Source organism: Ruegeria sp. SAZD013 (assembly GCF_059612525.1).
Window position 1 is genome coordinate 275,755 of sequence record NZ_JBXWQT010000013.1, and the last position, 25,699, is coordinate 301,453.

The 25,699-nt window shown below is 56.6% G+C and carries 27 protein-coding genes and 1 tRNA gene; 12 read left to right on the plus strand and 16 right to left on the minus strand.

Annotation, left to right across the window (positions count from 1 at the left end; genetic code table 11):
- Window positions 1–37: 37 nt before the first annotated feature.
- The 5 genes from AC2FLU_RS03470 to AC2FLU_RS03490 all read left to right on the plus strand — a co-directional run bounded on the left by AC2FLU_RS03470 (window position 38) and on the right by AC2FLU_RS03490 (window position 4,366).
- The gene (locus AC2FLU_RS03470) at window positions 38–439 is read left to right on the plus strand and encodes a DUF4864 domain-containing protein (protein ID WP_480475250.1); all 402 of its coding nucleotides are present in this window, start codon (window positions 38–40) and stop codon (window positions 437–439) included.
- Window positions 440–577: 138 nt separating this feature from the next.
- Window positions 578–2,866, plus strand: a complete 2,289-nt coding sequence (locus tag AC2FLU_RS03475; protein ID WP_496808282.1) for a glycosyl hydrolase family 28-related protein — start codon at window positions 578–580, stop codon at window positions 2,864–2,866.
- A 140-nt stretch (window positions 2,867–3,006) separates the two neighbouring features.
- A complete protein-coding gene (locus AC2FLU_RS03480; protein ID WP_480475254.1) occupies window positions 3,007–3,333 on the plus strand; it encodes an antibiotic biosynthesis monooxygenase family protein in 327 nt (108 codons plus the stop codon).
- Between the two features lie 64 nt (window positions 3,334–3,397).
- Window positions 3,398–3,805, plus strand: a complete 408-nt coding sequence (locus tag AC2FLU_RS03485; RefSeq protein ID WP_480475256.1) for a universal stress protein — start codon at window positions 3,398–3,400, stop codon at window positions 3,803–3,805.
- Window positions 3,806–3,937: 132 nt separating this feature from the next.
- A complete protein-coding gene (locus tag AC2FLU_RS03490; protein ID WP_496715001.1) occupies window positions 3,938–4,366 on the plus strand; it encodes an excalibur calcium-binding domain-containing protein in 429 nt (142 codons plus the stop codon).
- Between the two features lie 15 nt (window positions 4,367–4,381).
- Here AC2FLU_RS03490 and AC2FLU_RS03495 read toward each other — a convergent pair whose 3' ends face one another.
- Both AC2FLU_RS03495 and AC2FLU_RS03500 read right to left on the minus strand, forming a co-directional pair.
- Entirely contained in the window at window positions 4,382–5,089 is a 708-nt protein-coding gene (locus AC2FLU_RS03495) for an ORF6N domain-containing protein (RefSeq protein WP_496811863.1), read from the minus strand.
- A gap of 110 nt (window positions 5,090–5,199) precedes the next feature.
- Window positions 5,200–5,991, minus strand: a complete 792-nt coding sequence (locus AC2FLU_RS03500) for a formate/nitrite transporter family protein (RefSeq protein WP_496811864.1) — start codon at window positions 5,989–5,991, stop codon at window positions 5,200–5,202.
- A 256-nt stretch (window positions 5,992–6,247) separates the two neighbouring features.
- On the opposite strand from AC2FLU_RS03500, the gene AC2FLU_RS03505 reads away from it, so the two are divergent.
- Complete coding sequence (locus tag AC2FLU_RS03505; RefSeq protein ID WP_209507883.1) at window positions 6,248–6,538, plus strand: antibiotic biosynthesis monooxygenase family protein; 291 nt, start codon at window positions 6,248–6,250, stop codon at window positions 6,536–6,538.
- A 117-nt stretch (window positions 6,539–6,655) separates the two neighbouring features.
- Here AC2FLU_RS03505 and AC2FLU_RS03510 read toward each other — a convergent pair whose 3' ends face one another.
- From AC2FLU_RS03510 to uvrB, 3 genes are read right to left on the minus strand one after another with little or no spacing between them, the layout of a single operon-like run.
- Complete coding sequence (locus AC2FLU_RS03510; RefSeq protein ID WP_496811865.1) at window positions 6,656–7,117, minus strand: DUF8453 domain-containing protein; 462 nt, start codon at window positions 7,115–7,117, stop codon at window positions 6,656–6,658.
- A 7-nt stretch (window positions 7,118–7,124) separates the two neighbouring features.
- The gene (locus AC2FLU_RS03515) at window positions 7,125–7,511 is read right to left on the minus strand and encodes an ECs_2282 family putative zinc-binding protein (RefSeq protein ID WP_496811866.1); all 387 of its coding nucleotides are present in this window, start codon (window positions 7,509–7,511) and stop codon (window positions 7,125–7,127) included.
- Complete coding sequence (gene uvrB / locus AC2FLU_RS03520; RefSeq protein WP_496811867.1) at window positions 7,406–9,592, minus strand: excinuclease ABC subunit UvrB; 2,187 nt, start codon at window positions 9,590–9,592, stop codon at window positions 7,406–7,408. Before uvrB ends, AC2FLU_RS03515 begins: the two co-directional genes overlap by 106 nt.
- A gap of 269 nt (window positions 9,593–9,861) precedes the next feature.
- On the opposite strand from uvrB, the gene AC2FLU_RS03525 reads away from it, so the two are divergent.
- From AC2FLU_RS03525 to AC2FLU_RS03545, 5 genes are all read left to right on the plus strand, one after another.
- The gene (locus tag AC2FLU_RS03525; RefSeq protein WP_480518575.1) at window positions 9,862–10,173 is read left to right on the plus strand and encodes an ETC complex I subunit; all 312 of its coding nucleotides are present in this window, start codon (window positions 9,862–9,864) and stop codon (window positions 10,171–10,173) included.
- Window positions 10,174–10,650, plus strand: coding sequence for a GNAT family N-acetyltransferase (locus AC2FLU_RS03530; RefSeq protein WP_496808278.1), 477 nt, complete (start codon window positions 10,174–10,176; stop codon window positions 10,648–10,650). It abuts the gene before it with no gap.
- Window positions 10,651–10,671: 21 nt separating this feature from the next.
- Window positions 10,672–10,748, plus strand: a tRNA-Arg gene (locus tag AC2FLU_RS03535).
- 107 nt (window positions 10,749–10,855) lie between these two features.
- The gene (locus tag AC2FLU_RS03540; RefSeq protein ID WP_480624745.1) at window positions 10,856–11,662 is read left to right on the plus strand and encodes a hypothetical protein; all 807 of its coding nucleotides are present in this window, start codon (window positions 10,856–10,858) and stop codon (window positions 11,660–11,662) included.
- Window positions 11,655–13,490 (plus strand): 7-cyano-7-deazaguanine synthase, encoded by a 1,836-nt coding sequence (locus tag AC2FLU_RS03545; protein WP_496808277.1) that lies wholly within the window; start codon window positions 11,655–11,657, stop codon window positions 13,488–13,490. The genes AC2FLU_RS03540 and AC2FLU_RS03545 overlap by 8 nt, the downstream gene beginning before the upstream one ends.
- Before the next feature lie 3 nt (window positions 13,491–13,493).
- Here the strand turns inward: AC2FLU_RS03545 and AC2FLU_RS03550 are convergent, their stop codons facing one another.
- From AC2FLU_RS03550 to AC2FLU_RS03570, 5 genes are all read right to left on the minus strand, one after another.
- Window positions 13,494–14,552, minus strand: a complete 1,059-nt coding sequence (locus AC2FLU_RS03550; RefSeq protein ID WP_496811868.1) for a tyrosine-type recombinase/integrase — start codon at window positions 14,550–14,552, stop codon at window positions 13,494–13,496.
- Window positions 14,530–15,036 (minus strand): helix-turn-helix domain-containing protein, encoded by a 507-nt coding sequence (locus AC2FLU_RS03555; RefSeq protein WP_058272706.1) that lies wholly within the window; start codon window positions 15,034–15,036, stop codon window positions 14,530–14,532. Before AC2FLU_RS03555 ends, AC2FLU_RS03550 begins: the two co-directional genes overlap by 23 nt.
- On the minus strand, window positions 15,036–15,239 hold the full coding sequence (locus AC2FLU_RS03560; RefSeq protein ID WP_058272705.1) for a helix-turn-helix domain-containing protein: 204 nt from the start codon (window positions 15,237–15,239) through the stop codon (window positions 15,036–15,038). The genes AC2FLU_RS03555 and AC2FLU_RS03560 overlap by 1 nt, the downstream gene beginning before the upstream one ends.
- Window positions 15,240–15,723: 484 nt before the next feature.
- Complete coding sequence (gene trpS / locus AC2FLU_RS03565; RefSeq protein ID WP_496811869.1) at window positions 15,724–16,734, minus strand: tryptophan--tRNA ligase; 1,011 nt, start codon at window positions 16,732–16,734, stop codon at window positions 15,724–15,726.
- A 475-nt stretch (window positions 16,735–17,209) separates the two neighbouring features.
- On the minus strand, window positions 17,210–17,473 hold the full coding sequence (locus AC2FLU_RS03570; protein ID WP_209504391.1) for a DUF4242 domain-containing protein: 264 nt from the start codon (window positions 17,471–17,473) through the stop codon (window positions 17,210–17,212).
- Window positions 17,474–17,636: 163 nt separating this feature from the next.
- On the opposite strand from AC2FLU_RS03570, the gene AC2FLU_RS03575 reads away from it, so the two are divergent.
- Window positions 17,637–18,515, plus strand: a complete 879-nt coding sequence (locus AC2FLU_RS03575) for a LysR family transcriptional regulator (RefSeq protein ID WP_209504392.1) — start codon at window positions 17,637–17,639, stop codon at window positions 18,513–18,515.
- 164 nt (window positions 18,516–18,679) lie between these two features.
- Here AC2FLU_RS03575 and AC2FLU_RS03580 read toward each other — a convergent pair whose 3' ends face one another.
- From AC2FLU_RS03580 to AC2FLU_RS03605, 6 genes are read right to left on the minus strand one after another with little or no spacing between them, the layout of a single operon-like run.
- Window positions 18,680–19,834, minus strand: coding sequence for a Gfo/Idh/MocA family protein (locus AC2FLU_RS03580; RefSeq protein WP_209504393.1), 1,155 nt, complete (start codon window positions 19,832–19,834; stop codon window positions 18,680–18,682).
- Window positions 19,834–20,889 (minus strand): sugar phosphate isomerase/epimerase family protein, encoded by a 1,056-nt coding sequence (locus AC2FLU_RS03585; protein WP_209504394.1) that lies wholly within the window; start codon window positions 20,887–20,889, stop codon window positions 19,834–19,836. Before AC2FLU_RS03585 ends, AC2FLU_RS03580 begins: the two co-directional genes overlap by 1 nt.
- 27 nt (window positions 20,890–20,916) lie before the next feature.
- The gene (locus AC2FLU_RS03590) at window positions 20,917–21,975 is read right to left on the minus strand and encodes a LacI family DNA-binding transcriptional regulator (RefSeq protein WP_209504395.1); all 1,059 of its coding nucleotides are present in this window, start codon (window positions 21,973–21,975) and stop codon (window positions 20,917–20,919) included.
- Window positions 21,976–21,982: 7 nt separating this feature from the next.
- Complete coding sequence (locus AC2FLU_RS03595; protein ID WP_209504396.1) at window positions 21,983–23,605, minus strand: dihydroxyacetone kinase subunit DhaK; 1,623 nt, start codon at window positions 23,603–23,605, stop codon at window positions 21,983–21,985.
- Window positions 23,606–23,616: 11 nt separating this feature from the next.
- Entirely contained in the window at window positions 23,617–24,609 is a 993-nt protein-coding gene (locus AC2FLU_RS03600) for an ABC transporter ATP-binding protein (RefSeq protein WP_209504397.1), read from the minus strand.
- Window positions 24,602–25,699: an ABC transporter ATP-binding protein gene (locus tag AC2FLU_RS03605; RefSeq protein WP_209597607.1), complete on the minus strand. Its 1,098-nt coding sequence runs from the start codon at window positions 25,697–25,699 to the stop codon at window positions 24,602–24,604. Before AC2FLU_RS03605 ends, AC2FLU_RS03600 begins: the two co-directional genes overlap by 8 nt.

A 25,699-nucleotide genomic window follows, 5' to 3' on the forward strand; every position in this document is an offset into this window, starting at 1 on the left:
CCGGCATGGGGCTATCCTTGGCACAGGAGGTGGCCCCATGCGTCGATTATTGCTTGCATTATCCCTGAGCGCCGGGCTGGCGTCGGGCGCGTTTGCGCAGAGTGCCGAGATCGAGGCCAATATCGCGGCGCAGATACAGGCCTTCCGGGCGGATGACTTTGCGACCGCCTTCACCTTTGCCAGCCCCAGCATCCAGCGTCTGTTTCGAAACCCCGACAATTTCGGCGCGATGGTGCGCAATGGCTATCCCATGGTCTGGCGTCCTGCCGATGTGCGTTTTCTGGAACTGCGCGAGGTTGATGGCGCGCTGTGGCAGAAGGTGATGATTACGGACGGTAACGGGCGGGTGCATCTTCTGGACTATCAGATGATCCCGCTGACGGAAGGCTGGAAGATCAACGGGGTGCAACTGTTGGGTGCCGCTGACCCTGCGGCCTGAGGCAACACCACCGTCACGGTGATATGAGCCGTGATTAATTCCTTTTCGATATCCAGACTGTCGCGTTCGGGGCGGACCTGAACACGGGGTTTGGACGCGTCGCCGGATTTGCGCGACGCGATTGGGAAAGGGTTTTCAATGAACAAGGCAATCACCGACGGCATCGTGTTCATGCCGCCTCAATTCGCGAATGGTCTGACGGTTTGGTCTGCGGGGGACGGAACACCTGGATCGCCCACATATGGCGGGTCCGGCACGGGCGTATTTGTTCCGGCGGATGCGGATTTTGCCGGTTGTCTTGAAATCCTGAAGGTCAACACAACGCAGCAATTGCGTTACATGGGGCAGACGCCGATTCTGCCCGGTTGCTATTTGCAGATCAAAGCCCGGGTCAAGGCGATCAGTGGCCCGTTGGCGTCGGTGCGTATTGCAGCCTGGGCCGGTGGCGCGGGTGATGTGCACGTAGCCGGTGTTGTGGAGCAGGGGCCGGCCACCCAGCTGTCGGGCTATGGCACGATTCACGAGATCACCGCGATTGTCGGCACCGGCCAGCGCCCGGGCGTGGACATGCCCTGGGGGCTGGCCGCCCTTTACGGGCATTTCGGCCTGGATATCGAAGGGGCCAACGGCGCGCTGGTGCGCGTCGATGATCTTGAGATCACCGATGTCACCGGGTTCTTTCTGCGCGAGATGATCAGCCTGGTCGACGTACGCGACTTTGGTGCGGTTGGTGACGGTGTGACGGATGACTCGGTTGCGTTTGAGGCGGCGGATCAGGCCGCCGGTGGCCGCCGGGTCTTTGTTCCGCAAGGCACCTATCACCTTGCGGAGAACACCAGCATCGATGCGGAGATTGAATTCGAAGGCACCGTCACCATGCCGGATGACAAGATGCTGTTGCTGACCAAGGATTTCCATCTGCCCGCATATATCGAGGCGTTCGGAGATGAGGAGCTGGCCTTCAAGAAGGCGTTTCAGGCGCTGCTGAACAATTCGGACCACGATTCGCTGGATCTGGGCGGGCGCAAGATTTCCGTTTCCGCGCCGATCGACATGGCCGCTGCGGTTCCCAACAAGCAAAGCGGCTTTTCCACGCGGCGCGTGATCCGCAACGGGCAGTTCGATGTCAAAAGCGGAACCGCCTGGGACACAGAAACCTTCACCTCTGTCGCCACCTATGACCCCCTGGACAAGACACGTCTGACCAATGTCGCCAATGTGGCCAATATTCCCGTGGGATCGCTGGTTGAGGGCAGTGGTGTCGGGCGTGAGGTTTACGTGCGCTCGAAGAACATAGGCGCCGGTGAGATGACCCTGAGCGCGCCCATCTATGACGCCGCCGGTACCCAGACCTTTACCTTTCAGTCGTTCAAATACCTGCTGGATTTCAGCGGTTTCGATACGTTGCGGAAGTTCGGCATGGAGCAGATCGAGTTTCAGTGCAACAGCCGGTGCAGCGGCATTCGTCTGGCGGCCTCGGGCAGTACGTTTTCGTTGAAAGACTGTTTTATCAGTCGCCCGAAGGATCGGGGCCTGACCTCGACCGCGACGGGGTGCAAGGGACTGCTGATCGACAATTGCCAGTTCCTGTCCTCAGAAGAGGCGCTCGACGTGACGGACCGGAACTCCATCGGGCTGAACACCAACTCGAACGATGTGAAGCTGCGTCACAATCAGGCGGTGCGGTTCAAGCATTTTGCCGTTCTGGGCGGTGGCACCAATTTGGTTCTGGGCAACCATTTCTTTCAGGGCGACGGCATCCCGCAGGGGGTCCGTACCGCAGGGCTGATCATGATCGGCACCTACAACACCTCGACCATTGCCGAGAACTATGTCGACAACTGCTTTATCGAATGGACCAATGAACGGGATGCGGCGCCCACCTATACCAGCGGGTTTTCGTTCAGTTCGATGAGCATCACGGACAATATCTTTTTCTCGAGCGATGCACCGGCCTGGTTCAGCTATATCATCATCCGCCCCTATGGTGCTGGCCATTACCTGAATGGCGTGACGGTGACCGGCAACAAGTTCCGCGCCACCAGCGGTTCGATCGATCGGGCGGAACGGGTCGATACATCTTTTGCCGATCTGGACAATAACAGGCATTCGAACGTGACCTACGAGAACAATACCTATCACGGGATTGCCAAGAGATCATCGAACCCGCTGCGCGTCCGCAGCCAGCAGAACTCGGTCGCGAATGTCTGGGCGGTTTCGGCAAACGGCGAGTTGCCATTTGGCGGCAAGGCGCGCGGCTGCGATGGGGTCACTGCCATCGGGTCGCTGACCGGGGTGTTCAACAACCTTGTCTATTCGGCCCCTCATGTTTTGACCGAACAGGGGGCCAGTGGCGACAGTCTTATTCTGCGCTGGCCAGATCACCTGAAAGGCGAAGTCTCGGTCACGATGCGCATGGAGCGTTGAAACAGCGGCTGGTCGCCCATACCGGGTGGCCAGCCACCTGACAAACGGGCGCAGAAAAGCGCGGATTGGCGCAGCGGCAAGGAAATAGGCGACGTTTCAATCTGATGTGCTAGGCTTGGGGAAAGAAATGGAGAATCCCGATGCCGAAAATCGCCAAAAACGCCAGTGTTCAGACAGTTATCACCACGTTTGAAATGACGCCCGGCACCTGTCAGGACCTTTTGGAGGCGCTGACCGACGCCTATTCCGAGTTCATCTCGAAGCAGCCCGGCTTTGTTTCTGCCGGGCTTCATGTGAATGATGCGCAAACCCGGATTGCCAACTATTCGCAATGGCAACGCCGCGAGGATTTCCTGGCCATGCTGCGGACCGCCGAGATGCGCGACCGCAACCGCAAGATCAACGAGCTGTGCAAGAGCTTTGAGCCGGTCATGTATGACGTTGCAGAGACATTTGGCTCTACCTGACCTGAATCAAAGCCTGCCGTGCATGTCTGTTTCAAAGTAAGCCTGCAAAACGGAGGCGCATGCTATGTATCACAACATTCTCGTTCCGATCTCTTTCGATGCTGAAAGAGACACGTCCGGGCCGTTGAAACTGGCCCGGGTTCTGGCCACGCCGGACGCGCAAGTCACATTGCTGCATGTGGTTGAGCATATTCCAAATTATGCAATCTCGTACATGCCGTCCGAATATCTGACCGAGGCCCGAAAGGCGATTCAGTCAGAGCTTGATACGCTGGCGTCGCAATTGCCGAATGCCACGGGCGTCGTGATCGAAGGGCATTCCGGCCGGACCATTCTGGACTGGGCCGAGGCGCATCACCCGGACCTGATCATCGTGGCCTCGCACCGGCCGGGGATGCAGGATCTGCTGTTGGGGTCAACCGCGTCCCATATCGTGCGCCACGCCCCTTGTGCGGTGCATGTGGTTCGGTGACAGTCGGACATCACTGGCAGTAAGCAAAATTGTGCCTGTGCGGGCGGTGGTTTCAGGCCGGGCCATATTTTTTGAATCCGGTGGAACTGTGTTGCCTCGGCTTTGCCACATATTGCCCTTATGGGTCTGGGCATGTTGTTCAAGAAACCAACGCAGGAAGCACCTGACCTGAACCCGCGCTCGGCCAAACGACACCAGCGCGCCGAGGCGGCGCGGCGGCAGGCGCTGTCCCCGCTGAGGATACTGGTCATGGTTCTGCTGCTGCCGCTGACGACCGCGCTGATTGCCACGGGCGTCTTTCTGCGCACCTCGGGCTATGAGCGGGACGAGGCGGTGATCCACCTGATCGCGCTGGCGGGATGTGATGCGACACAGGCCATGGGGATCGGTCCATTCCGCGCTGGGCAGCCGGGATATCATGAGCGCAACGACCCGGATGGTGACGGGGTGGCCTGCGGGTATGCCGAGCTGGAGCTGCCGCGCGCGACCACCGTGCAGGCGCAAGACCAGCTGAAGCCGCGCGAACGGTCGGTGGGAAGCGCCAAGTTCGTGCGCCCCTGAATTCGGGGGAAGGGTTTAGCCTTTCATCGCCTGTAGCAGTTCCAACAACCCTTTGCGGTCGTCGTCACTGGCATAATCGCCGGTGGCCAGCCGTTCGGCGATTCGCAGGCGCAGGCGTTCCTGTTGGGTGCGGACCTCTTCCCCGGCGGTTTCGGCCAGCGTCTTCATGATCACCGCCACGGCCTGTTGGCGTTTGGTGGTGGGGTTGGCGATGTAATCGACAAGGCTCTGCTGGCCGGAATCGAGGATGTTTTCAGCCAGTTCGCGCAGTTGGTCGCCATTGGGCAGCAGCGGGGCAGGGGCCTGTTCGGGGGGCAGGATTTCCGGCACGCTGCGCGGGGTCTCGGCCAGGGCGTTCGCGCCATCGACAAAGGCTTCGGTGATCATCCGCGTGATCTTGATCGCGCGCGGGTCCTTGAACAGGGCCGAGGCGATGGCCACGCCGTAATCGGTATAGACCCACGGATTGACCCGCCGCCCGCCGCGGCCTTTGGGTTTTGAAATCACATTCTGTGATTGCAAATCGGCAACCTCGGCATCGGAAAGCTGAAAGCGGTAGCCTTCGAACAGGTCGGTGTTGCGCGACACCGCCTGATTGAAGGCACTGACGGATTTTCCGTAGAACTGCGCCAGATCCTCGGCCAGCACCACACGGGTGCCGCGTACCCTGTGAATGGCACTTTTGACCTCATGCGCGCTGGGCAGGTTTTTCGGGTTCGTCATGGCAGCCGTTTGGAATCACAATTTGTGATTTCAAACGTGGAGGAGGGTGGGGCGGGGTGCAAGGGTGGAGTGTGGGGATCTCCCTGCCCTAAACCTGATAAACCGCGTGCTCAGCCGGGCGTATTGCGCAGATAGGCAAAGCGATAGGCAAGCGCGACGCCGCCTGCGCCGCCGACAATATTGCCGATCGTGACCCAGAACAGGTTGCCGATGGCCGCGCCAAAACCGAGGTCGGCACCCGCAAGCGCGCCTTGCGGCAGCAGGTACATATTGGCGACGGAATGCTCGAGCCCCAACAGGACAAACGCTGCAATGGGCCAGAGTACCGCCATGACCTTGCCCACCACCGATCTGGCCGCGAAGCTCAGCCAGACAGCAAGGCAGACCAGCGCGTTGCACAGAACGCCGCGCGTAAAGGCTTGGGTGGCCGAGAGGTCGGCCTTGCCATTTGCGATTGCTGATGCGGTGGCCCCCATGGGCCCGTCCAGCAAACCGGTTGCAGCGAAGGCCAGAGCCAGCGCGATGGCCCCGGCCAAATTCCCGAGATACACGAGGCCCCAGTTGCGCAGCAGGGCGCGCGGCGAGATTTTCCGGTCCACCGCCGCGATGGTCATCAGGGCATTTCCGGTGAACAGCTCGGCCCCGCCGACGACCACAAGGATCAGGCCCAGCGAGAACACGACCCCACCCAGAAACCGGGCTGGTCCAAACCCCGGGTCAACGCCGGTCATGACCATGGTATAGGCGGCCCCGCCGAAGCCGATGAACACGCCCGCGAGTATCGCCAGAGTCAGTGTCTGGCTGACCGTGAGATGTGCCTTGGCAACACCGGCGGTTTCAACCAGCTCGGCGATCTGGGCGGGTTTGTAGGCGTCAATTCCGGTTGGGTTCTGTGTTTGCATGGGACCCACTTTGCCGACGCATTCGCGTTTCGACATTGATTGGGATCAAGCATCCATCGGTGCAAAAACAACCGCACTGGGGGCGAGGCTGCAACCCTGAAGGGACAGCCGCCCGGATGCAGTGCGGTGTATGGTTGAAAATCGGCGCAAATCGCCGGTATCAATGCGAGATTTCGGGCCGTCGTGCTAGGGTACGCGCGGCGGGGCCGTTCCGGCCGTGTTACATGGCAATTTCGCCAGACGACGGAGAAAAGTGATGTTTGCACGAATTACCCAATATAAAATGAAGCCCGGTACGCGCGAGGCGGCGACGGCGAAGATGAATGAATTGAAATCCGACATCATGGGTATGCCCGGCATGCACAGCTTTACCAATGTGATGAACGAGGATGGTTCGGGCTATGTGATCTCGGTTGTCGAAAGCGAGGCGACCTCGAACGCAAACGCGCCCAAAGTGGCCGAGCTGTGGGGCCATTTCGCCGAATTCATGGAAGGCCCGCCGACGCCGGTTGGGTACGACGTGATTGCCCATTGGGATAAGGGGTAGCGGTTAGGGCGGGGATAGACCCGCCCTTTCTTTAACACGGTATGTAGGATGGGGTTTTACCCCATCATGCGTTTGAATGGCGTCGGAGTGATGGGTCAAAAACCCATCCTACGCTTGCTAAATTGTAATTTCCACGCGGTTTTCTTTAACTTCTCCAGAAGGGTCCTCCCAAGTGATACGTAGCCATTCTTTAGAAGGGGTACCCATGTGAACCATTGCAGACAAGTCCACTCCTTGACCCTTTTCAAGTTTGCTCATTGGAAACTTATCATTCGCGAAGCTCTCTGTGACAATTTGGTTTTGTTCGTCCAATAACAGACGAACGTTGCGAGCAGTTGCCGGCCCGGAGTTGAAAACACGTAGGCGCCAATTTGATTTATCAATTCGGTTTAGCCGTGCTGACACCGAAGCTGTTTTCTCGCGCTTTGCTTCACCTTGTGCCTTCTGGATTTGAATGCGCACTAACTCAATCTCGCGATCAGTTAGGCGGCTTTGAGATTTGAAAGCTCTCAAGGTCACTATCAAGGCAGATGCGGAGACCAGTAGAGCCAATCCCGCAATGACATCCGAAATTTCCATTTAGAGCCTATTTGAACATTCGTCTAAATTGCTTCTTCACATCAGAAACTATCTCACGCTTAGTTTCGTCGATTGCTCGCGAGATAATCTCTTGATTGCTATCGTAAATATCTTGGTAGGAAAACTCTAGTTCACACCCTGTGCAGACGTAGACGCGGTTTTCTTCGGGAGCTTCGTCATCAAATGAAAAGTCTTTTGCACCGCAAGTTGGGCACATAAGAGTTACTTGTCGTGAATAGTCCTGTTTCATGAAATGCCTTTCGAGTTTAACATTAAGAAAGAATAGCTTTACCTCTTCCTTCTCTTCACATTCCCACCCCTTTGCCCCGGCCTGCCAGCCGTTGACCGTCCGCGCGATTTCATTGCGTCCTCCGAGGCTTTTTCCACCGCCCATTGGCGGGCCATGGGGTCGTCGGCGATGGCCAGATCGACCGCTTCCAGACGTTTGATTTCATCCCGGATGTTGGCGGCCTCTTCGAATTCCAGATTCTCGGCGGCTTTGCGCATTTGGTCGCGCAGCCCGTTCAGGTGCGCCTCGAGGTTGGCGCCGTGCATCGGCTTGTCGATGGTGGCGGTGACGCGGTTCATGTCCACGTCGCCGTCATAAAGCCCGGCCAGAACATCCTCGACATTCTTTTTCACGGTCGCGGGCGTGATACCGTGTTCTTCGTTATAGGCCATCTGCTTGGCGCGGCGGCGGTCGGTTTCGGCCAGCGCGCGTTCCATCGAACCGGTGATCTTGTCGGCATACATGATCACCCGGCCATCGGCGTTGCGCGCGGCGCGGCCGATGGTCTGAACCAGCGAGGTCTCGGACCGCAGAAAGCCTTCCTTGTCGGCGTCCAGAATGGCGACCAGCCCGCATTCGGGAATGTCGAGCCCTTCACGCAGCAGGTTGATGCCGACCAGCACGTCGAACGCGCCCAGACGCAGGTCGCGCAGAATCTCGATGCGTTCCAGCGTGTCGATATCGGAATGCATGTAGCGCACCTTGATGCCCTGTTCGTGCAGGTATTCGGTCAGATCCTCGGCCATGCGTTTCGTCAGCGTTGTGACCAGCGTGCGATAGCCATCGGCGGCGACCTTGCGCACCTCGTCCAGCAGGTCGTCGACCTGCATCGACACGGGGCGGATTTCGACCTGCGGGTCCAGCAGGCCGGTGGGGCGGATCACCTGTTCGGTGAAGACGCCGCCGGTCTGGTCGAGCTCCCACGCGGCGGGGGTGGCCGAGACGAAGACGGATTGCGGGCGCATGGCATCCCATTCCTCGAACTTCAAAGGCCGGTTGTCCATGCAGGACGGCAGGCGGAACCCGTGTTCGGCCAGCGTGAACTTGCGCCGATAGTCGCCCCGGTACATGCCGCCGATCTGCGGTACGCTGACATGGGATTCGTCGGCAAAGACGATGGCGTTGTCGGGGATGAATTCGAACAGGGTCGGGGGCGGCTCGCCCGGTGCGCGGCCGGTCAGATAGCGCGAATAGTTCTCGATCCCGTTGCAGACGCCGGTGGCCTCGAGCATTTCCAGATCGAAATTGGTGCGCTGTTCCAGCCGCTGCGCCTCGAGCAGTTTGCCTTCGCCGACCAGCTGGTCGAGGCGCATCCGCAGTTCTTTTTTGATCCCGATGATCGCCTGCTGCATCGTCGGTTTCGGCGTCACATAGTGGGAATTCGCATAGACCCGGATATGGTCCATCGTGTCGGTCTTTTCGCCGGTCAGCGGGTCGAATTCGGTGACCTGTTCCAGTTCCTCGCCGAAGAAGGACAGTTTCCAGGCGCGGTCTTCAAGGTGGGCGGGCCAGATTTCCAGACTGTCGCCCCGCACCCGGAACGAGCCGCGCTGAAACCCCTGATCGTTGCGGCGGTATTGCTGGGCCACCAGATCGGCCATCACCTGCCGCTGGTCGTATTCGTGACCGACCTTCAGATCCTGCGTCATCGCCCCGTAGGTTTCGACCGAACCGATACCGTAGATGCACGACACCGAGGCGACGATGATCACGTCATCGCGTTCCAGCAGCGCCCGCGTGGCCGAGTGGCGCATCCGGTCGATCTGTTCGTTGATCTGCGATTCTTTCTCGATGTAGGTGTCAGAGCGCGGCACATAAGCTTCGGGTTGGTAATAGTCGTAGTAGGACACGAAATATTCCACCGAGTTTTCGGGGAAGAAGCCCTTGAATTCACCGTATAGCTGCGCGGCGAGCGTTTTGTTGGGGGCCAGGATGATGGCGGGGCGCTGGGTTTCCTCGATCACCTTGGCCATGGTGAAGGTCTTGCCCGTTCCGGTCGCGCCCAGCAGCACCTGATCGCGTTCCCCGTCCAGCACGCCGCCCGCCAATTCCTTGATCGCCGTGGGCTGATCGCCCGCCGGATTGAATTCGGTATGCATCACGAATTGCCTGCCGCCTTCCAGTTTCAGGCGGGCGCGCACGTCTTCGGCGGTCAATTGGGTCTTGTCGGAATGGGCGTATGGCATAGGCAGGCTCCGGGCGTCAGGCCCTTACATTTGTTCTTATTTTGTCCAACTGCAAGGGCCGATCCGAATTCATTGCGCGCAATGCGGTCTGAGACTGTGCGGGGGTGAGATGGTGTAATGTTCTTGCGTTTGTTTGGCGCGATCCTATCCCAGCCTGATGACAGTTTCTGGCATGAGTTCGCGGGCGAGGGCCGCGACAATTGCAATCTTGCCCCCGGGCGCGCTCTGACGCATAAACGGGCTCAGCCAAGTGAGTACGGAGAGGCGACATGCGCGCACGGATCTACCAGCCCGCAAGAAATGCGATGACCTCGGGGATGGCCAAGACCCGCAAATGGGTTCTGGAATACGCCCCGGCCTCGGCGCGCGAGGTTGATCCTCTGATGGGCTGGACGTCGTCCAGTGACACGCAGGCTCAGGTGCGCCTGAAGTTCGACACGAGGGAAGAGGCGCTGGATTATGCCAAGGCCCACGGTATCGATGCTGAGGTCAGCGAGCCGCACAAGCGCAAACCCAATCTGCGTGCGCGGGGCTATGGCGAGAATTTCGCTACCGACCGACGTGCCCCCTGGACTCACTGAATGATCGAAATCCGCGAGGCTGACCCGACATCGGACGTATTGCGCCCGATTGTCGATGCGCATTTTGCCCATGGCGAAACTGCGGGACCTGCGGAAAGCAACCACACGATGGACGCCGAAGCACTGGCTGGCCCGGGGGTGCGATTCTGGGCCATTTTTGACGGACAGCAGCCATTGGGATGCGGTGCGCTGAAAGTGCTGCCCGATGGAACCGCCGAAGTGAAATCGGTGCATATTCTGGCGCAGGCAAGAGGGCGCGGGCTGGCGCACGTGCTGATGACGCATCTGGCTGAACAGGCTGGCGCAGAGGGGTGCGAGGCTTTGGTTCTTGAGACCGGGGCAAGCCATCTTCGCGAATATGATGCCGCCCGCAAGCTGTATGAGTCGCTGGGCTATTCCTATTGCGGGCCTATCTTTGGGTATGTTGACGATCCCAACAGCGCATTCATGCGCTTGCCTCTTGAACCCCGCGGGTAAAAACCGCAAGAAGGGCGCAGCGGTCCCTTAGCTCAACTGGATAGAGCAGCTGACTTCTAATCAGCAGGTTGAGGGTTCGAGTCCTTCAGGGATCGCCAATAATTTCAAATGTTTATGCATTAACCTCGTGCGTATCTTGCTTGATAGGTAAGCGTAGGGTAAGCGTAGGTGCCGATTTTTCCCTTTACATTCGCCCGAGGGTTGCATGACTCTGCAGACAGGGGAGGAACTGATGGGACACATCAGGCTTGGCACTTTGCCTCGGTCCAGGAAGTGGCGCGAGGTCGTTGATCTGATCGCAACCGATGCGTCAGTCGAAGAGATCGCCGAGGCCGCAGCGGATGCATCTGAGAGCGATCTCACACGGGCGAGTCGTGACCCCAGGTTTCAGTTTGTAAGTGATCTCCTCGTGAGGCTGCCTTTGCTTGCAAGGGCTCCTGGCTTCGAAGACGCTTTGGCTGACTTGGGCATTGCGACGTCGGAGCTCGGTTCAGTGACCGGCTTGCTGGCCGGTTTGGATCGTGCCATTGATCGCAACAGCTTCGATCTCCGAAGTTCCTCAGATGCAGGAGAATTGGCGAAGGTCGCGCTCTTGGAAAGCCTTTCCGTTCAGCTGCACGACCGGTTGCCATCCCTGTTTGAACCGACACCGCAAGAAATTCGCCAAGCACTCGCGAGCTTCGCCTCGGGTGATGCATTTGCGAGACTCTCGCGGGATTTCTTTGCCCGGCTGACATACCGCTCGCTAGACTATTATCTGAGCCGGGAACTCGCCAATCACACTGGCGAGGATCGACGCTTTTCCACCGATGCACAGCGAGTGACATTTCAAAAAGCCCTCGCCCAGCACACATTTGAAGTGTCTAGAATTGTCGAAGAATATGCAGGCGGCTGGTATGGCAAAACCGTCTGGCAGAAGCAGGCGCTTGATCGCGATGCAATAGACAAGTTCACAGCTTACGCGTTCAAAAAGATGCGCTCGGAGTTTGGGCGCCGTCGCGCCGTTGTCTGAAGTTGAAGTCAGATGGTTGCCGCCGCTGACAAAAAGCGGCGGTGATGAAGTCCTGCGTCTCGACATTGCTGGCCGCGAAGTAGCAATGACGCTGCGGATTGGACAATTGAACCGTCAATTGGTCGAGGCCCTGCAGGATCGTGCACTCGATTTGCTGGAGATTGCCGCGCTTGTCTATTGCGCGGACGCGGCAGTCAGCCGTGGTGGCCCGGCGGATCAGAAGATGGGTGAGAAGTGGCACAGACGGTTCGTAGCCACCATGCCGGTACGCGATCTGGATTTCTGGCAACGTGAGAGCGTAATACAGGCTCTGGAAGAAACGTTGATGTTTCTATCCGGCGACCGCTTTGAATTTTCTTTTTCGACCAAAGACGAACCGGATGCAGAGCGATCGCGCTTCTTCAAATTCGGCCGAAATAGTTCATGGAAGCCCCACCGCGTCCTGATGTTTTCCGGCGGGCTCGATTCCTTTGCGGGTGCTGTGGAAGAAATCGTAGAACAGAAGCATCGGGTTGCTTTGGTCAGTCATGCCTCGTCCACGAAAATAGCGCCGGTCCAGAAACGGCTGATATCAGCGTTGAGCAAACGGTTCGGACCGGAAATGTGCCGTCACATTCCCATGACCGCCCAGTTGAAGAGCCGATCGACCGCGGAAAGAACGCATCGCACACGCTCATTCTTGTTTGCGGTACTTGGGTCGATCACTGCAACGGCCTTTGGGCTGGACCGCGTGTCGTTCCATGAAAACGGGGTCGTGAGCCTCAACCTACCGCCGGTCGGCAACGTCGTTGGAACACGAGCGACGCGAACCACGCATCCAAAGACACTGAAGCTGTTCACCGGTCTTCTGCGGCTTGTTTTTGAAAATGACATGCGGGTCGACAATCCATTCTTTGCTCGGACAAAAGCAGACGTTTTGGAACGTATCTCCCATCTTGGCATGGCAGACCAGATCGTTGAGACGCGCAGTTGCGCTGATGTGCATAATCAAACCCATCAATACTTCCATTGTGGGCGCTGTTCTCAGTGTATCGATCGGCGGTTCGCGATGCTTTCAAAGGGGTTGGAGCGATTTGACCCGGAAGATGCCTATCGCGTGGACCTTGTGTCGGACGCTCGACCGAACGGGACCGACCGGGAGATGGCGTTGTCCTACGTACGCAATGCAGTGTTCTTCGAGAACGCCACACCAGATGCGCTGGCCCGGAGTTTCCCGGTTGTTCTGGACGCGGTCAATCATCTCGACAGTCCACCAGACACAGCCATGTCGATGATCGCAGATTTGCTTAACCGCCACGGCAAGGCGGTCACATCTGTCATGCGCAGAACTCTCGAAAGCAAGTCACCCGGCGAGTTCCCAGAACAGAGTTTGCCAAGACTATATGGCGAGATGCAGAGCGCCTTGTCCTTGCCTTTCGTGCCGGCTCCCTCAGTTGATAAAAACGAGAAAGAGAAACCACCGCTGACCATAGAAATCGACAAAACCTCACGTTTGGTTTTGATCGGCGAACATATTGAGCTTAAGAAAAACGCCACAGCGGATCTGTTGATCGTTTTGGCTGAAGAGTGGCTCCGTGCGGCAGGCAAAGGTCTCGAACCTTTGGAGTATCCCTGCTTGAAGTCTGGCGACCTCGTCGAAAAATTAGGCGTTGAAACCAGCGAAGTCGTTAGGCGGAGAATACTGACCGCGCGAAGAACGATTGCAAAGAGATTCGAGTCCGCTGGTCTGTCAGTTGATAAGCCCCAAGAGTTGATCGAAAATCTCTCTTGGAACGGATACCGGCTTGCTCCCGAGCGCGTGGTCGTTCGGGTCCGTCACCGGAGTTGATCATTAATCAATAACCGCGTCCTCGTCTGGCAACGGTCCACGGCGGCGAAACCGCCCCATCAGTTCGACCTGACGGCCAGGTGAAACAGAACCATAGGAGCTGAACGTCGTCATCACGTCGTCGTGTCCCATATTCTGCGACCAGGCTTTATAGTCCTCTGGTGTCCTGCAGTGAAGTTTTGCCAGCTCTGCGATCGTATCTCGCACGCGGTGCGGCGAAAACGGTGGCAGCCCGGCGTTGACGAAAGATTGCTTGAAGATCCTGGCCGCAGACGACGGGCCGGCCCACGGCTCGCGCGCGATACCTACTGCCTCAAACCGTCTGGACGGGCCAACAGCGACGCGTGTCTTTGGGAACAGAGGATCCGTGTCCGAGAAAAGATGGTCCTGACGAAGCTCCGTGATCCAGTCTCGCAGAATCCTTTCGACATCATCACCGAAGGGAAAGAAACTGGTCGTGAAGGACTTTCCAAACTTTGTATCCACGGAACGGCCGTCAAACTGAACGCATTTATTGGCTAGATCGACATGACGCAGCCGCACGGTGATGGCGGCACCTTCACGTGATCCGGTCAGGAAAAGGAAAGCGATCAGGGCGCGGTCACGGCGCTGGATCACTTTTTCTACAGGCAAGATGGACAACAGGTGGTTTACTTGCTCAGGGGACGGATGCGGCTTCCACAGGGTGCTTCGACGGGCCTGTTCCGATTTGCGATCCGGCGTGAGATAGGCAATGTCTGCGCGCGAGATCCTGGACTTGTGCCCCGGTTGGTCCGCCATCCAGTCAAAGAACTTCATGACATCGCGCAGCACTCCGTTGATCGTAGCTGCTGACAGTGGCGCGCCCGTTCGTTCATTGCGCAGACCTTGCAGATGGCGTTTGAACGCGCGCGCCCTTTCTGAATGGAACGCCCTGTAATCCTTACCTTTGAGCCATTTATCATAGATGGCAATCGACGCTGCGGCTTTGTCGATCGAAGATTGCGACAGCCCCTTTGCGTCCTTCAGCCAGACAAGGTGTTTACGCTTGATGCGCAGGTTATCCGAGGTGTGTTTTGGCATGGGTCTCTGGCTCCTCTTTCAAGGTCACTTTTGAATGGGGTTCGGTACAGGACACTAATCTTGGGGAGGCTTGTTGAAGTGTGACCTCCAGTTTGGCCTGAATGGCTTCCAGATCTGAACGGCGAATGATCTTGTTCATGACCGCACCACACGTCGGACAGAGGGCGGTTAGGCGGCCGCTGGAAGCTGTTTCCTGAACATAGTCAGCGATCTTGCCGTCGGGTTCGCGCGGACCTCTGCAGCTGAGGCAGTAGCAGTGATGCAATGCCAACTTGCACCGCGCCTTGCGTTGTCTTTGTCCGAGGAAGTCCTTGAGCACATGTCCTTCGATCAACCAGGGCTTGCTGCTGGTATCAGCCGCAAGTCCGTTGTTCCCAATCCAGCGAATGACGGTCTGGCGATGGCAGCCTAAAACGTCCGCCACCTCCCAGACTGTGTAGACAAGGTGCGATTTGACTTTGTGTGAGGGGAAGGACTTTGCCATTACACACCCTCCCCGGAAATCGGTCCGCATGTATTCTGGCAGACCTGCGCCTCCTCAAAGGCTTCGATCACGCCTTCATCGTATAAAACGCGCGCGCCGATCTTCAAAAACCTGGGGCCCTTTCCGAGCCAGCGCCACTGCTCCAGCGTCCGCGGCGACATGTGCCACCGCTCCGCCAGCTGATCTTGTGTCAACTTGGGCATATCAACCTCAATTGCTCACTGCGGCACGAGGAAGTTCGGTCCGCTTCTGTTGAACAAAGTGAGAGTTCGGATCTCTAAAATCTGTGGCCGCCGCCAATAAAGGCGTGACGCATGCCAGGGCTAAATCATTGATATTATGTGACTTGAATCAGAAAGGTGTGACCCAACCGCAAAATGCGTGACCTTGCCATCCAAATCGCAGGGAGTCAGCGGCTGCAAATGACCCGAAAGCTGACGTTAATCAAAAATGCTTGGAAGACGGCTTCGAGCCCAGAGTGCAAATTGCTGCGGTCGGCCCAAATACGTGCGAAGCGTGCGTCGCTGCCGTTGGTCCTACAATGGACGGCCCATTCCAGTCATTTTCCGAAGATCCACTCCTCTGCACTGCGATCCGTCGAACCTGCCGTTCGCTGCAAACGCAAAAACGAAGACCCGTCGAACGCATGGTCGCGGGCGAAACGGACCTTCATCCGGTTCGCCCGCCTCAGGTTACCCACAACTGGAACAGACCCAAGGCACTAACCACATCGCGCCTTGTCGCCTCGGTGCGCTCTCGCGCCCGTTCCGTGCCCTCTTTGATTACCTCAAGGACGTATCCCCGGTCCTCGGAGAGCTGTGCCCTACGCTCGCGAATTGGGGCGATGAGCTCCTGAAGGATAGCTTCCAGACGCGCCTTGATTTTGCTATCGCCAAGCCCGCCTCTCTGATACTGAGCCTTGAGCTCGGCAAGCCCGTCCTGGTCCTGATCGAAGGCGTCGAGATAGGTAAAGACGACATTGCCCTCGATGCAGCCCGGGTCTTCGAGACGCAGGTGGTTCGGATCGGTGAACATCGCCTTGACAGCATTTCGGATCTCCTCGGACGACGCGGACAGCGCAATGGCGTTGCCACCGGATTTCGACATCTTGGTCTTGCCGTCGATACCGGGCAACCGGCCCGCCCTGGGGATGATCGCCCGCGCCTCGGGCAACACGGCGCGGCCTGAGGTTGCGTTGATGCGCCGCACGATCTCATTCGTTTGTTCGATCAGCGGGGCCTGATCCTCGCCGACCGGCACGACCGTCGCCTTGAAGGCTGTGATGTCCGCCGCCTGTGCCGCCGGATAACACAGAAATCCGGCGGGAATATCCCGTCCGAACCCGCGCACGCGAGTTTCGTCCTTGATCGTCGGGTTCCGTTCCAGCCGCGCGACCGTGACGAAGTTCAGGTAGAGCATCGACAACTCGGCCAACGCCGGAAGATGCGATTGCAGGCAGATGGTGGTGCGACAGGGATCAATGCCCACGGCCAAATAGTCCAGCGCGACCTCCATCACGCTGCGCCGCACCTTCTCCGGGTCATGGGCGTTGTCGGTTAGGGCTTGAGTATCCGCAAGCAGCAGAAATTGTTCATGACTGCCCTGATAGCGCAGCCGGTTTGCAAGCGAGCCTGCATAGTGCCCGATGTGAAGCGGTCCTGTGGTGCGGTCACCTGTCAGAATGGTTGGTCTGTTCATTTGCGTCTTCTCATGAAACGGGATACGGAGCATCGGGAAGCTCGGAAAACAAAAGGCCGCCCATGCGGCGGCCTCGGAATACGTTTGGTCATCGGGCCACCCTGTCAGGAGGCCAGCCACCAAGTCATTGCGATGATCGAAGTGTTTACCATAGAACACTGGCTATCGTCTGCGAGATTACTCGTCAACCAAATGGTGGAAAGGGCTCGAGGCTGAACTCGGATGCGGTGCAGTACGTTCGCGATCGGGGTCGCTATGCGATGCAAGTACGGCCCTTTGCTGCCCTTGGCCGTCTGGTCTGGATGCTGCGCCGCTGCTCGCCAGACAGGCCATTCACCGCGCGTGCTAAATCTGGAGATGATTGAACTCACGTTCTGTGGACGAACCTGCATTTCTCTGCAAACTGTTCAACCATTGCTGAGGGCCCTAGAGCACGTACTCAGGGCCCAATCACAACTCCAAAGCTCAGAAGTCGTCACGGGGTAAGATCCATTGCCGCCACGACCTTGTCGTAAGGAAGTCCGGCGGTATCATTCAATCGACGAACTTGATCGGCACTTTCACCATCAAACAAGCACATGCAGCGCCCGTCTTCGGGAGCAAATGTTGAACGAACATAGCTGATTTTGTCGCCATCTGCTGTCATTTTCTGTGCTGTTGCTATCGCGGCTTTTTGAGCAGCACCCAAGTCATCCATGGTGATACCCTTGAGGTTTCTTTCGACCATAAAAACAGACATCTCGTTCCCTTTCCGAACAATCAAAACCAGTGCATCTATTACACTATGGAGCGTCGGCTCGGGGAACTATCGATACCTTATGACTTAATAACTCCAGGTTTGGATAAAACGGTGTATCCTGCGTTGTGATTGTCTTTCGCCATCAGTGACGAGGTGCCCCAATATGGAGATGTCTCAGATTAGATATGTCTTATCTGCCGCAAAGCATCTGAATTTCACCAAAGCTGCCGCAGAATGCAATGTAAGCCAACCAGCGCTTACCAAGGGCGTCAAGTCATTAGAGACCGAACTTGGCGCACAGGTTTTTCATCGGGAAGGCCGGAAAATTTTGGTCAGCGACTTTGGAAAGTCAATGCTGCCGCATCTACAGCACATCGTTGACGAAGCAGAAGCTACACAAGCGCTGGCTCAGAATTTTCGTTTGCTTGAAAAGGTGCCGTTGCGCTTAGGTGTCCTTTCAACAATTGGGCACGTTCGCCTTGCACGGTTTCTGGCTCAATTCGAGAAAAACCACAGCGGCTTGGAGTTGTCAGTCAATGAAGCAAGCGCGTCGGATCTCAAGAAAAAACTTTCTGATGGTGATATCGATGTCGCTTTGATGACGCTGACTGAAGAACTGGAAGAAGAGTTTAGGGCTAGACCACTTTACGTCGAAAGATATGTGGTTGTTTTTCCGCCGGAGCACCGCCTTGGACAACTAAACTCAATTTCGCTCCAAGATTTATCTCGAGAAAACTATGTAGATCGTTTGGCTTGCGAGTTGCGCGAGATGGTAATGTCCGTTTGTCAGTCAAAAGGAGTGGAACTTTACGCTCGCTTCCGTTCTGAGCGCGAAGATTGGGTACAAGCAATGGTTGCTGCAGGCATTGGTTTTGCTTTCATGCCTGAGTATTCGGTTACTCTGCCGGGCTTGTTGCAGCGCCCGCTTGTGGAGCCAGAAGTTTCAAGAACTATCGCGGCCTTTACAGTCCCTGGCCGAAAATACTCGCCGGCTCTCGATGCGCTGATGAGGTTTTCGCAGACTTTTGCATGGCCGGGATAAAAAACTTCGGTTTTGGGCCTGCTCTGAAACCCGATTTTCCTGCCGTTTGTAGTTAGAGTTTTTCGCTCGTATTTTCCTTTGGTCGTTCCAAGAGTTTGCGACACTTTCATTAAACGGCAAGTTAACGTGACAACCCCCTTCTGCCCTATGCCCACAACCAGATTCTAAGCTAAGTCGATCCAAGCCGCATTCCTTGAAGAGCTTTGCACGCACGCGGCCACAAATTTAACGCCATTGAGCCCGTCATAGACTGTTGGATAAACAACCGAAGCGTCAGGTGAAATACCATTTCGGAAAGCTTGGATCGCTTCAGCAGCCTCTCCATAGATATTCGCGAACCCCTCAAGATATCCCTCGGGATGTCCCGGAGGAACTCTACTCAACCGGTTGGCTGCATCAGCAGCACTAGCTCCATTTCGTGTGATTAGACGCTTTGGTTCGTTGTATGGCGTGAACCACAGGTAATTGGGATCTTCCTGAGCCCACTCCAACCCGCCTTTTTCGCCATAGACGCGCAAACGAAGTGCGTTTTCGTTGCCGGGAGCCACCTGAGAAGACCACAGCATACCGCGCGCTCCGCCTTTGAAGCGAAGTAAGACGTGGGCGTTGTCATCGACTTTGCGCCCCAGCACAAAGGCCTGCAAGTCTGCCGCAAGGCTTTCCGCTTTTAGCCCGGTCACGAAGCAGGCAAGGTTGTATGCATGAGTTCCGATGTCACCGGTTGATCCACCCGCGCCCGAGCGTTCGGGATCGGTTCGCCATTCCGCCTGTTTGAAATCCTGCTGCTCGGTCAGCCAATCCTGTGGGTATTCAACCTGAACCACGCGGATCTTGCCAATGTCGCCGTTGGCAACCATTTCACGCGCCTGCCGAACCATTGGATAGCCTGTGTAATTGTGGGTCAAAATGAATAGGGCATTCGCACTTTCTGTTGCTTTGACCAGCTTTTTCGCATCGGCAAGGGTCGAGGTGAGTGGCTTGTCACAAATTACATGAATACCGCGTTTCAGGAACTCACGTGCGGCTGCATAATGAACGTGATTTGGCGTGACAATTGAGACTGCCTCGATCCCAGATTTCAGTCGGGCTTCCCTAATCGCCATTTGTTTGAAGTCTTCATAGACCCGTTCGAGCCCCAATGCCTGACCACTTTCAAGAGATTTCTCTGGCGTCGAAGACAAAGCACCGGCAACCAGCTCGAACTTGTCGTCCAATCGCGCGGCGATGCGATGAACACCCCCTATGAAGGCGTCGTTTCCGCCGCCAACCATGCCAAGCCGAATGCGTCCTGAGGTTTCTTCACTGCGTCCTGTGACCATCACTCAATCCCCAGCATTTTACGATTGGCGGCTTCGTCAGCGCCACCGTCGGCGAAATCATCAAAGGCTTTCTCGGTCACACGGATGATGTGATCTGACACAAATTGAGCACCTTCACGCGCTCCATCCTCGGGGTGTTTGAGGCAGCATTCCCATTCGACCACAGCCCAGCCATCAAAGTCATTCGCGGCCATTTTTGAGAAAACTGCACCGAAATCCACCTGACCATCGCCCAGTGAGCGGAACCGCCCGGCCCGATCTACCCAGCTTTGATACCCGGAATAAACACCTTGCCGCCCGGTCGGGTTGAACTCGGCATCTTTGACATGGAACATCCGAATTCGATCTTTGTAGATGTCGATGTTGTCCAGATAGTCGAGGCATTGCAGCACGTAATGCGACGGGTCGTATAGCATGCAGGCCCGTGGGTGATTGCCTGTCCGCTCGAGAAACATCTCGTAGGTCACACCATCGTGGAGGTCCTCTCCGGGGTGAATTTCGTAGCAGACATCGACACCGCATTCATCGGCGTGATTCAGGATGGGCACCCAACGGCGCGCAAGCTCATCAAATGCCGTTTCAATCAAACCGGCAGGGCGCTGCGGCCAAGGATAGACATATGGCCATGCCAACGCGCCTGAGAATGTCGCATGTGCCGAAATGCCTAAATTTTTCGAAGCGGATAGCGCTTTGTTGACCTGGTCTACGGCCCATTCTTGACGGGCTTTAGGGTTTCCTCTGACGCTTTCCGCTGCAAAGCCATCAAACGCACTGTCATAGGCTGGGTGAACGGCAACAAGCTGACCCTGAAGATGCGTTGAAAGCTCGGTGACTTCGACGCCATTTTCTTGGGCCTTGCCTTTGAACTCATCGCAGTAACCGACGCTGGATGCGGCCTGTTCGAGGTCGAACAACCGGCCATCCCAACTGGGAACCTGAACGCCATTGTATCCACAGTCAGCCGCCCATTTAGTGATCGCGCCCCACGAATTGAACGGCGCTTCGTCCCCGGCAAATTGTGCAAGAAACAAAGCTGGACCTTTGATTGTCTTCATTGAATTTCCTCCCCAAAACCTGAGTCTCTATGGCGGTAAATTTTCCTTCAGATAGATGTCGATACGGATACGTTCCTGGGCTTTGTTGAATGGCACTTTGTCTGAAGTTGCACGCAGCAGACGGACGGCTGAACGAACAATGTGCCCAGTGTCTTGCGAGATAAGAGCGTCAAATGTACCGAGCGTAAGCGCCTCACGACTAAGCGGAGTAAGCTCATGAGCTATGATCACCAGATCTTTGCTGAGCTTGTTTTCTGAAAGAAATTGAATCAGTCCTGCATTGCCTGCTGCGGAGGAATAAATTCCAACCAGATCCGGGTAGGTTTCAAAGATCTCGGGCATCATCTTGTAAATCAGATCCGGGTCATCCCGGCCCTCGACAGACGCTACGACTTCGAGGTGTGGAAATTCCTCAGCTACAACTAGATCAAAGCCTTGACGGCGCTCTAGGTGGTCACGTGCCAAACGGGATCCTGTAAGTACCAAAACCTTGCCGTCACGATGCACAAATCGTCCCATCAGCTGAGCTGCGGTTCGCCCTGCCGAAACGTTATCAATTCCTACAAAGTGGTCTCGCTCAGAACTCGGCAAGTCAGACACCAACGCAACCACCGGAACGCCTTTGTCCCTGAGCCTTTTTACAGCATCACGAACAGAAGGCGTTTCGGGCCCAAAAACGGCAACGCCATCAACATCCGAACTGGCGACAGCATCCAAAATATTGACGATATCTTGCGGCTCAAACGGAGCTACCTTTTTTATCGCAATGCGAGTTCGCTCGATAAATTGGTCACGTGACTGTTCTGCGATCTGACTGCTGATTGCCTCCACAAACTCGTTGTCCGTGTCCGGCAGAACAAAGAGGAAGTTGTAAACTCGGTTTCGCGCAAGGTTGGCCGCAGCGGTGTCGCGCACATACCCCAGCTCGTCAATTGCCTTTTGTACTTTCTGTACGGTAACGGCCCGCACACCGGGGCGTCTGTTCAAGACCCGGTCAACAGTCGCCAGACTGACACCGGCGACGCGCGCGAGGTCGTTGACGGTTGGCTTTTTCACCAATTCTAGTTTTTGTTTTTGGTCTTCCACGTGTTCTTCAGCCCTCAATCTCCCGCGCCAAGCCTTCAAACAACAAAGCAACAGCCTCGGCACCGGGATCGTTATGTCCAACTAGGTTTTCTTCGGGAACATAGGCCGCGCGGCCTGCCTTCGCACGACGAATATTCGCGGTGTTGTTCGCGCCTTCGCGGGCAGCCTCGGCCGCATCGGTCAGTCCAGACGGGAGGGCGGCAAGTGCAGGTGCCAGAGCGTCAATCATTGTCCGGTCACCGACCTTGGCACCCCCAACCTGGCTCACGCGATTCAGGCCTTCGACCAGAGACTTCGATACCGAAGCCCCGCTTGCACAGGCATCTCCGGCTGCATTGAAGAAGATTGCGAGTATCACACCGGACGACCCGCCCATTGTCTGGCTTAACTCATTGCCCAACGCCGGAAACAGTTGCGTCAGATCAGCAAGAGGCATGCGGTCAAGGCTACCTTGCAATGCTCTTGCGGCGGTGGCCAGTGTGCTTCCTGTATCGCCATCTCCGGACTTCGCGTCCAGCTCGTTCAGAGACTTCTCTGCGTTGATGAGCAGCTCAGATAAGCGGGTGATCGTTTCCCTCGTGGTGGGATTGTTCGAAGGGATTGGATCGATTGGTGTCAGGCCATCAGGCAACGGGGCTACTTTGATCGGGTCGATGGAATTGACGCCGGGCCATGCGGCCAGATCAACAGGTGCTTCAAGAGCTGACAATTCGTCCTGATCCACAGGCAGAATGGATACCGAAAACCCGTGCATATCCAGCGACGTCATCATCGGTGCCGGGCCAATGATATGGTGGGCAATACCAGTTTCGGACAACGCATGCGTGAGGACAGCCATTTCCAGAGGAGTTGTAGAGCCCAGGTTGTTGACCAACGCTACACAATGCCCGGCACCCACCCTTTGCTTCAGCTTCTCCACCACCGTGGACATGGCCGATACAGCATTTGAAAATTCGACTTGTTGTACACCGGGCTCGCCGTGGATGCCCAAGCCGAGTTCCGCTTTGCCAGGGGCAATCCGGTCTTCTTTTGGAGAGCCCGGAACAGTGCAGGTGTCCAAGCTCATTCCGATGCTGACAACCTTTGCTATGGTACTTCTTGCTGCTTTGGTAACGGTGTCCAGATCGGCACCCCCTTCAGCAAGCGCTCCGGCAATTTTGTGCACCAATAACGTACCTGCCACGCCACGTGGTTGCGGAAGGTCGGGCAAGGCGATGTCATCATCAACTACGACCATCTCTACTTTGCGGCCCAATGCACGGGCGCGTTCAGCCGCCAGTCCAAAATTCAATCGATCACCGGTGTAATTTTTGACGATAAGCAGGCACCCGGCCTCACCCGTGACCGCAAGAATGCCCGCCAGAACTGCCTCGACCGAGGGTGAGGCGAAAACTTCGCCGCAGACCGCGGCTGTCAACATACCGGCGCCAACGAAACCTGCATGGGCGGGCTCGTGACCAGACCCTCCGCCAGAAACCAAGGCGACTTTCGACTTGTCCCAATCCGACCGGTAGACAACCTTGATATGCGGGTATCCGTCCAGCCGTGTAAGCTGCCCGCCTGAGGAAGCCAAAAGGCCATCTATCGCCTCGGTTACCAGGGTTTCTTTTGTGTTGAGGAACTGGGCCATGCTTTTGCTCCTTAATTCACGCGCGCGCCAGACGCGTCAAAATACAACGGGTTATGGGGGCGAATTTTTATAATTTTTCCAGAGGGGTAATCCTGATGAACATCAATCAGGGTGACAACCGGGTGGCCATTCAGGTCCAGGTGCAGCCGTGTTTGGTCGCCCAGATGTTCGGCACGTATGACACGCGCTTCACTGCCCTCGCCTTCAATGATGTTTTCCGGGCGAAGACCAATCTGTGGTCCTTTGTGATCGCCTCCGAACAACTCGGACGGCAGGATGTTGATTCGCGGCAGACCCAACCTGCTGGCAACGTAAACACTGCCCGGGTTTTCGTAGATATCCCGGGGTGTCCCGTATTGAACCAACCGGCCGTTCTCTAAAACGCCGATATGCGTAGCCATTGTCATGGCTTCGACCTGATCGTGGGTCACGTAAAGCAAGGTTGATCCCAGATCGGCCTGAATCCTTTTCAGTTCGACCCGCAAATCCGCCCGAAGCTTGGCGTCCAAAGAGCTGAGCGGCTCGTCCATCAGGAAAATCTGGGGATCGCGCACCAGTGCCCGTCCAATTGAAACGCGCTGCATTTCGCCGCCAGACAGTTCAGTGGCTTTGTTGTCCAGCTTGTGCGGGATCTGCAGGATCTCCGAGACTTCGTTGACCTTCCTGGCGATCTCATCCTCTGGCGTCTTCAGGATCGGTGACCTCAGAGGGAAGGACAGGTTCTCACGCACCGTCATATGGGGGTACAGCGAGTATTGCTGGAAGACCATCGCCACATCACGCTGGGCAGGTGTATCTATCCCAACGTCACGCCCGGCAATGCGCACCGTTCCGGAATCCAGTTTCTCAAGCCCGGATATCAATCTCAGCGTCGTTGTTTTTCCCGCGCCCGTCGGACCCAACAAAACCACAAAGGCACCGTTGGGGATCGTCATTGAGATATCATCCACCGCTTTGATTTCGCCGAATGACTTCGAAATGTTTTCCAGAACGACTTCAGCCATTGCTTAGTACCTCGTCGTTCAGAGCGGACCTCAACGCGCGTCCGGTAGAATTTTCGAAAAGGGTCACTGCGGATGAGCGGAACTTCAAGCCAACCGTCTCGCCGGGGTTAACGGTTTCGCGCGCATCAATGCGGGCTTTCAGCTCTCCGTTCGGGCTTTGCAGCGTCACGATCTGGGTGGTTCCAAGATATTCTGCGGCCAGGACCTTGGCTCGGTAGGCGCTGGCATCCGACAGAAAAACATGCTCAGGGCGAACACCGAAAACCAAGTCACCTTCCGCCCCTTCCAACAGTGTGGGTACGGCTTCGTCGTGACCATTCAGTCGCACCGTTTCCGAGCCAGGCGCGACCTTTCCCTGAAACGGCAGGAAGTTCATCGAAGGAGACCCGATAAAATCTGCAACGAACATCGTAGCTGGTTTGTCGTAGATTTCCTGAGGTGTGCCGAATTGCTCGATCACAGCGTTGTTCATCACCACGATCTTGTCCCCCATTTGCATGGCTTCCAGCTGATCATGTGTGACGTAAACAGTGGTCGCCCCCATGCGATCATGAAGCGCGCGCAGTTCTTCGGCCATGTGCTCACGAAATTCGGCATCCAGGGCACCAAGAGGTTCGTCCATCATGAACGCCTTGGGTTCGCGAACAATCGCGCGTCCAAGCGCCACGCGCTGCCTATCGCCGCCTGACAACCCACCTACCGGGCTATCGAGGATGTCCTTGATCCCCAGAATTCCCGCGACTTCTTCTACTTTGGCTTTGACAGCAGCACGCGGCATGCCCTGCGATATCAGGGGGTAGCTGATATTTTTTCGCACGTTCATGTGCGGATACAGCGCAAACATCTGGAACACGAAGGCAATGTCTCGCTCCGATGGGGGGCGCTGGCTGATCTCCTCGCCGTCCAGGTAGATTTCACCCGACGTCGGAAGTTCCAAGCCTGCGATCATCCGCAGCGTCGTCGTCTTTCCGCAGCCGGATGGCCCTAGCAACATGAAGAACTCACCGTCCTCAATCGTGAACGAGCTTTCGCGGACAGCCGTGAAATCGCCGAACATCTTCTTTACGTTTTTAACTACGATCTGGGCCAT

Bases quoted from the DNA above. Each gene is read 5' to 3' on its own strand.
- AC2FLU_RS03470 (WP_480475250.1), top strand. From the start codon at position 38: ATGCGTCGATTATTGCTTGCATTATCCCTGAGCGCCGGGCTGGCGTCG.
- AC2FLU_RS03475 (WP_496808282.1), top strand. From the start codon at position 578: ATGAACAAGGCAATCACCGACGGCATCGTGTTCATGCCGCCTCAATTC.
- AC2FLU_RS03480 (WP_480475254.1), top strand. From the start codon at position 3,007: ATGCCGAAAATCGCCAAAAACGCCAGTGTTCAGACAGTTATCACCACG.
- AC2FLU_RS03485 (WP_480475256.1), top strand. From the start codon at position 3,398: ATGTATCACAACATTCTCGTTCCGATCTCTTTCGATGCTGAAAGAGAC.
- AC2FLU_RS03490 (WP_496715001.1), top strand. From the start codon at position 3,938: ATGTTGTTCAAGAAACCAACGCAGGAAGCACCTGACCTGAACCCGCGC.
- AC2FLU_RS03495 (WP_496811863.1), bottom strand. From the start codon at position 5,089: ATGACGAACCCGAAAAACCTGCCCAGCGCGCATGAGGTCAAAAGTGCC.
- AC2FLU_RS03500 (WP_496811864.1), bottom strand. From the start codon at position 5,991: ATGCAAACACAGAACCCAACCGGAATTGACGCCTACAAACCCGCCCAG.
- AC2FLU_RS03505 (WP_209507883.1), top strand. From the start codon at position 6,248: ATGTTTGCACGAATTACCCAATATAAAATGAAGCCCGGTACGCGCGAG.
- AC2FLU_RS03510 (WP_496811865.1), bottom strand. From the start codon at position 7,117: ATGGAAATTTCGGATGTCATTGCGGGATTGGCTCTACTGGTCTCCGCA.
- AC2FLU_RS03515 (WP_496811866.1), bottom strand. From the start codon at position 7,511: ATGGGCGGTGGAAAAAGCCTCGGAGGACGCAATGAAATCGCGCGGACG.
- uvrB (WP_496811867.1), bottom strand. From the start codon at position 9,592: ATGCCATACGCCCATTCCGACAAGACCCAATTGACCGCCGAAGACGTG.
- AC2FLU_RS03525 (WP_480518575.1), top strand. From the start codon at position 9,862: ATGCGCGCACGGATCTACCAGCCCGCAAGAAATGCGATGACCTCGGGG.
- AC2FLU_RS03530 (WP_496808278.1), top strand. From the start codon at position 10,174: ATGATCGAAATCCGCGAGGCTGACCCGACATCGGACGTATTGCGCCCG.
- AC2FLU_RS03540 (WP_480624745.1), top strand. From the start codon at position 10,856: ATGACTCTGCAGACAGGGGAGGAACTGATGGGACACATCAGGCTTGGC.
- AC2FLU_RS03550 (WP_496811868.1), bottom strand. From the start codon at position 14,552: ATGCCAAAACACACCTCGGATAACCTGCGCATCAAGCGTAAACACCTT.
- AC2FLU_RS03555 (WP_058272706.1), bottom strand. From the start codon at position 15,036: ATGGCAAAGTCCTTCCCCTCACACAAAGTCAAATCGCACCTTGTCTAC.
- AC2FLU_RS03560 (WP_058272705.1), bottom strand. From the start codon at position 15,239: ATGCCCAAGTTGACACAAGATCAGCTGGCGGAGCGGTGGCACATGTCG.
- trpS (WP_496811869.1), bottom strand. From the start codon at position 16,734: ATGAACAGACCAACCATTCTGACAGGTGACCGCACCACAGGACCGCTT.
- AC2FLU_RS03570 (WP_209504391.1), bottom strand. From the start codon at position 17,473: ATGTCTGTTTTTATGGTCGAAAGAAACCTCAAGGGTATCACCATGGAT.
- AC2FLU_RS03575 (WP_209504392.1), top strand. From the start codon at position 17,637: ATGGAGATGTCTCAGATTAGATATGTCTTATCTGCCGCAAAGCATCTG.
- AC2FLU_RS03580 (WP_209504393.1), bottom strand. From the start codon at position 19,834: ATGGTCACAGGACGCAGTGAAGAAACCTCAGGACGCATTCGGCTTGGC.
- AC2FLU_RS03585 (WP_209504394.1), bottom strand. From the start codon at position 20,889: ATGAAGACAATCAAAGGTCCAGCTTTGTTTCTTGCACAATTTGCCGGG.
- AC2FLU_RS03595 (WP_209504396.1), bottom strand. From the start codon at position 23,605: ATGGCCCAGTTCCTCAACACAAAAGAAACCCTGGTAACCGAGGCGATA.
- AC2FLU_RS03600 (WP_209504397.1), bottom strand. From the start codon at position 24,609: ATGGCTGAAGTCGTTCTGGAAAACATTTCGAAGTCATTCGGCGAAATC.
- AC2FLU_RS03605 (WP_209597607.1), bottom strand. From the start codon at position 25,699: ATGGCCCAGATCGTAGTTAAAAACGTAAAGAAGATGTTCGGCGATTTC.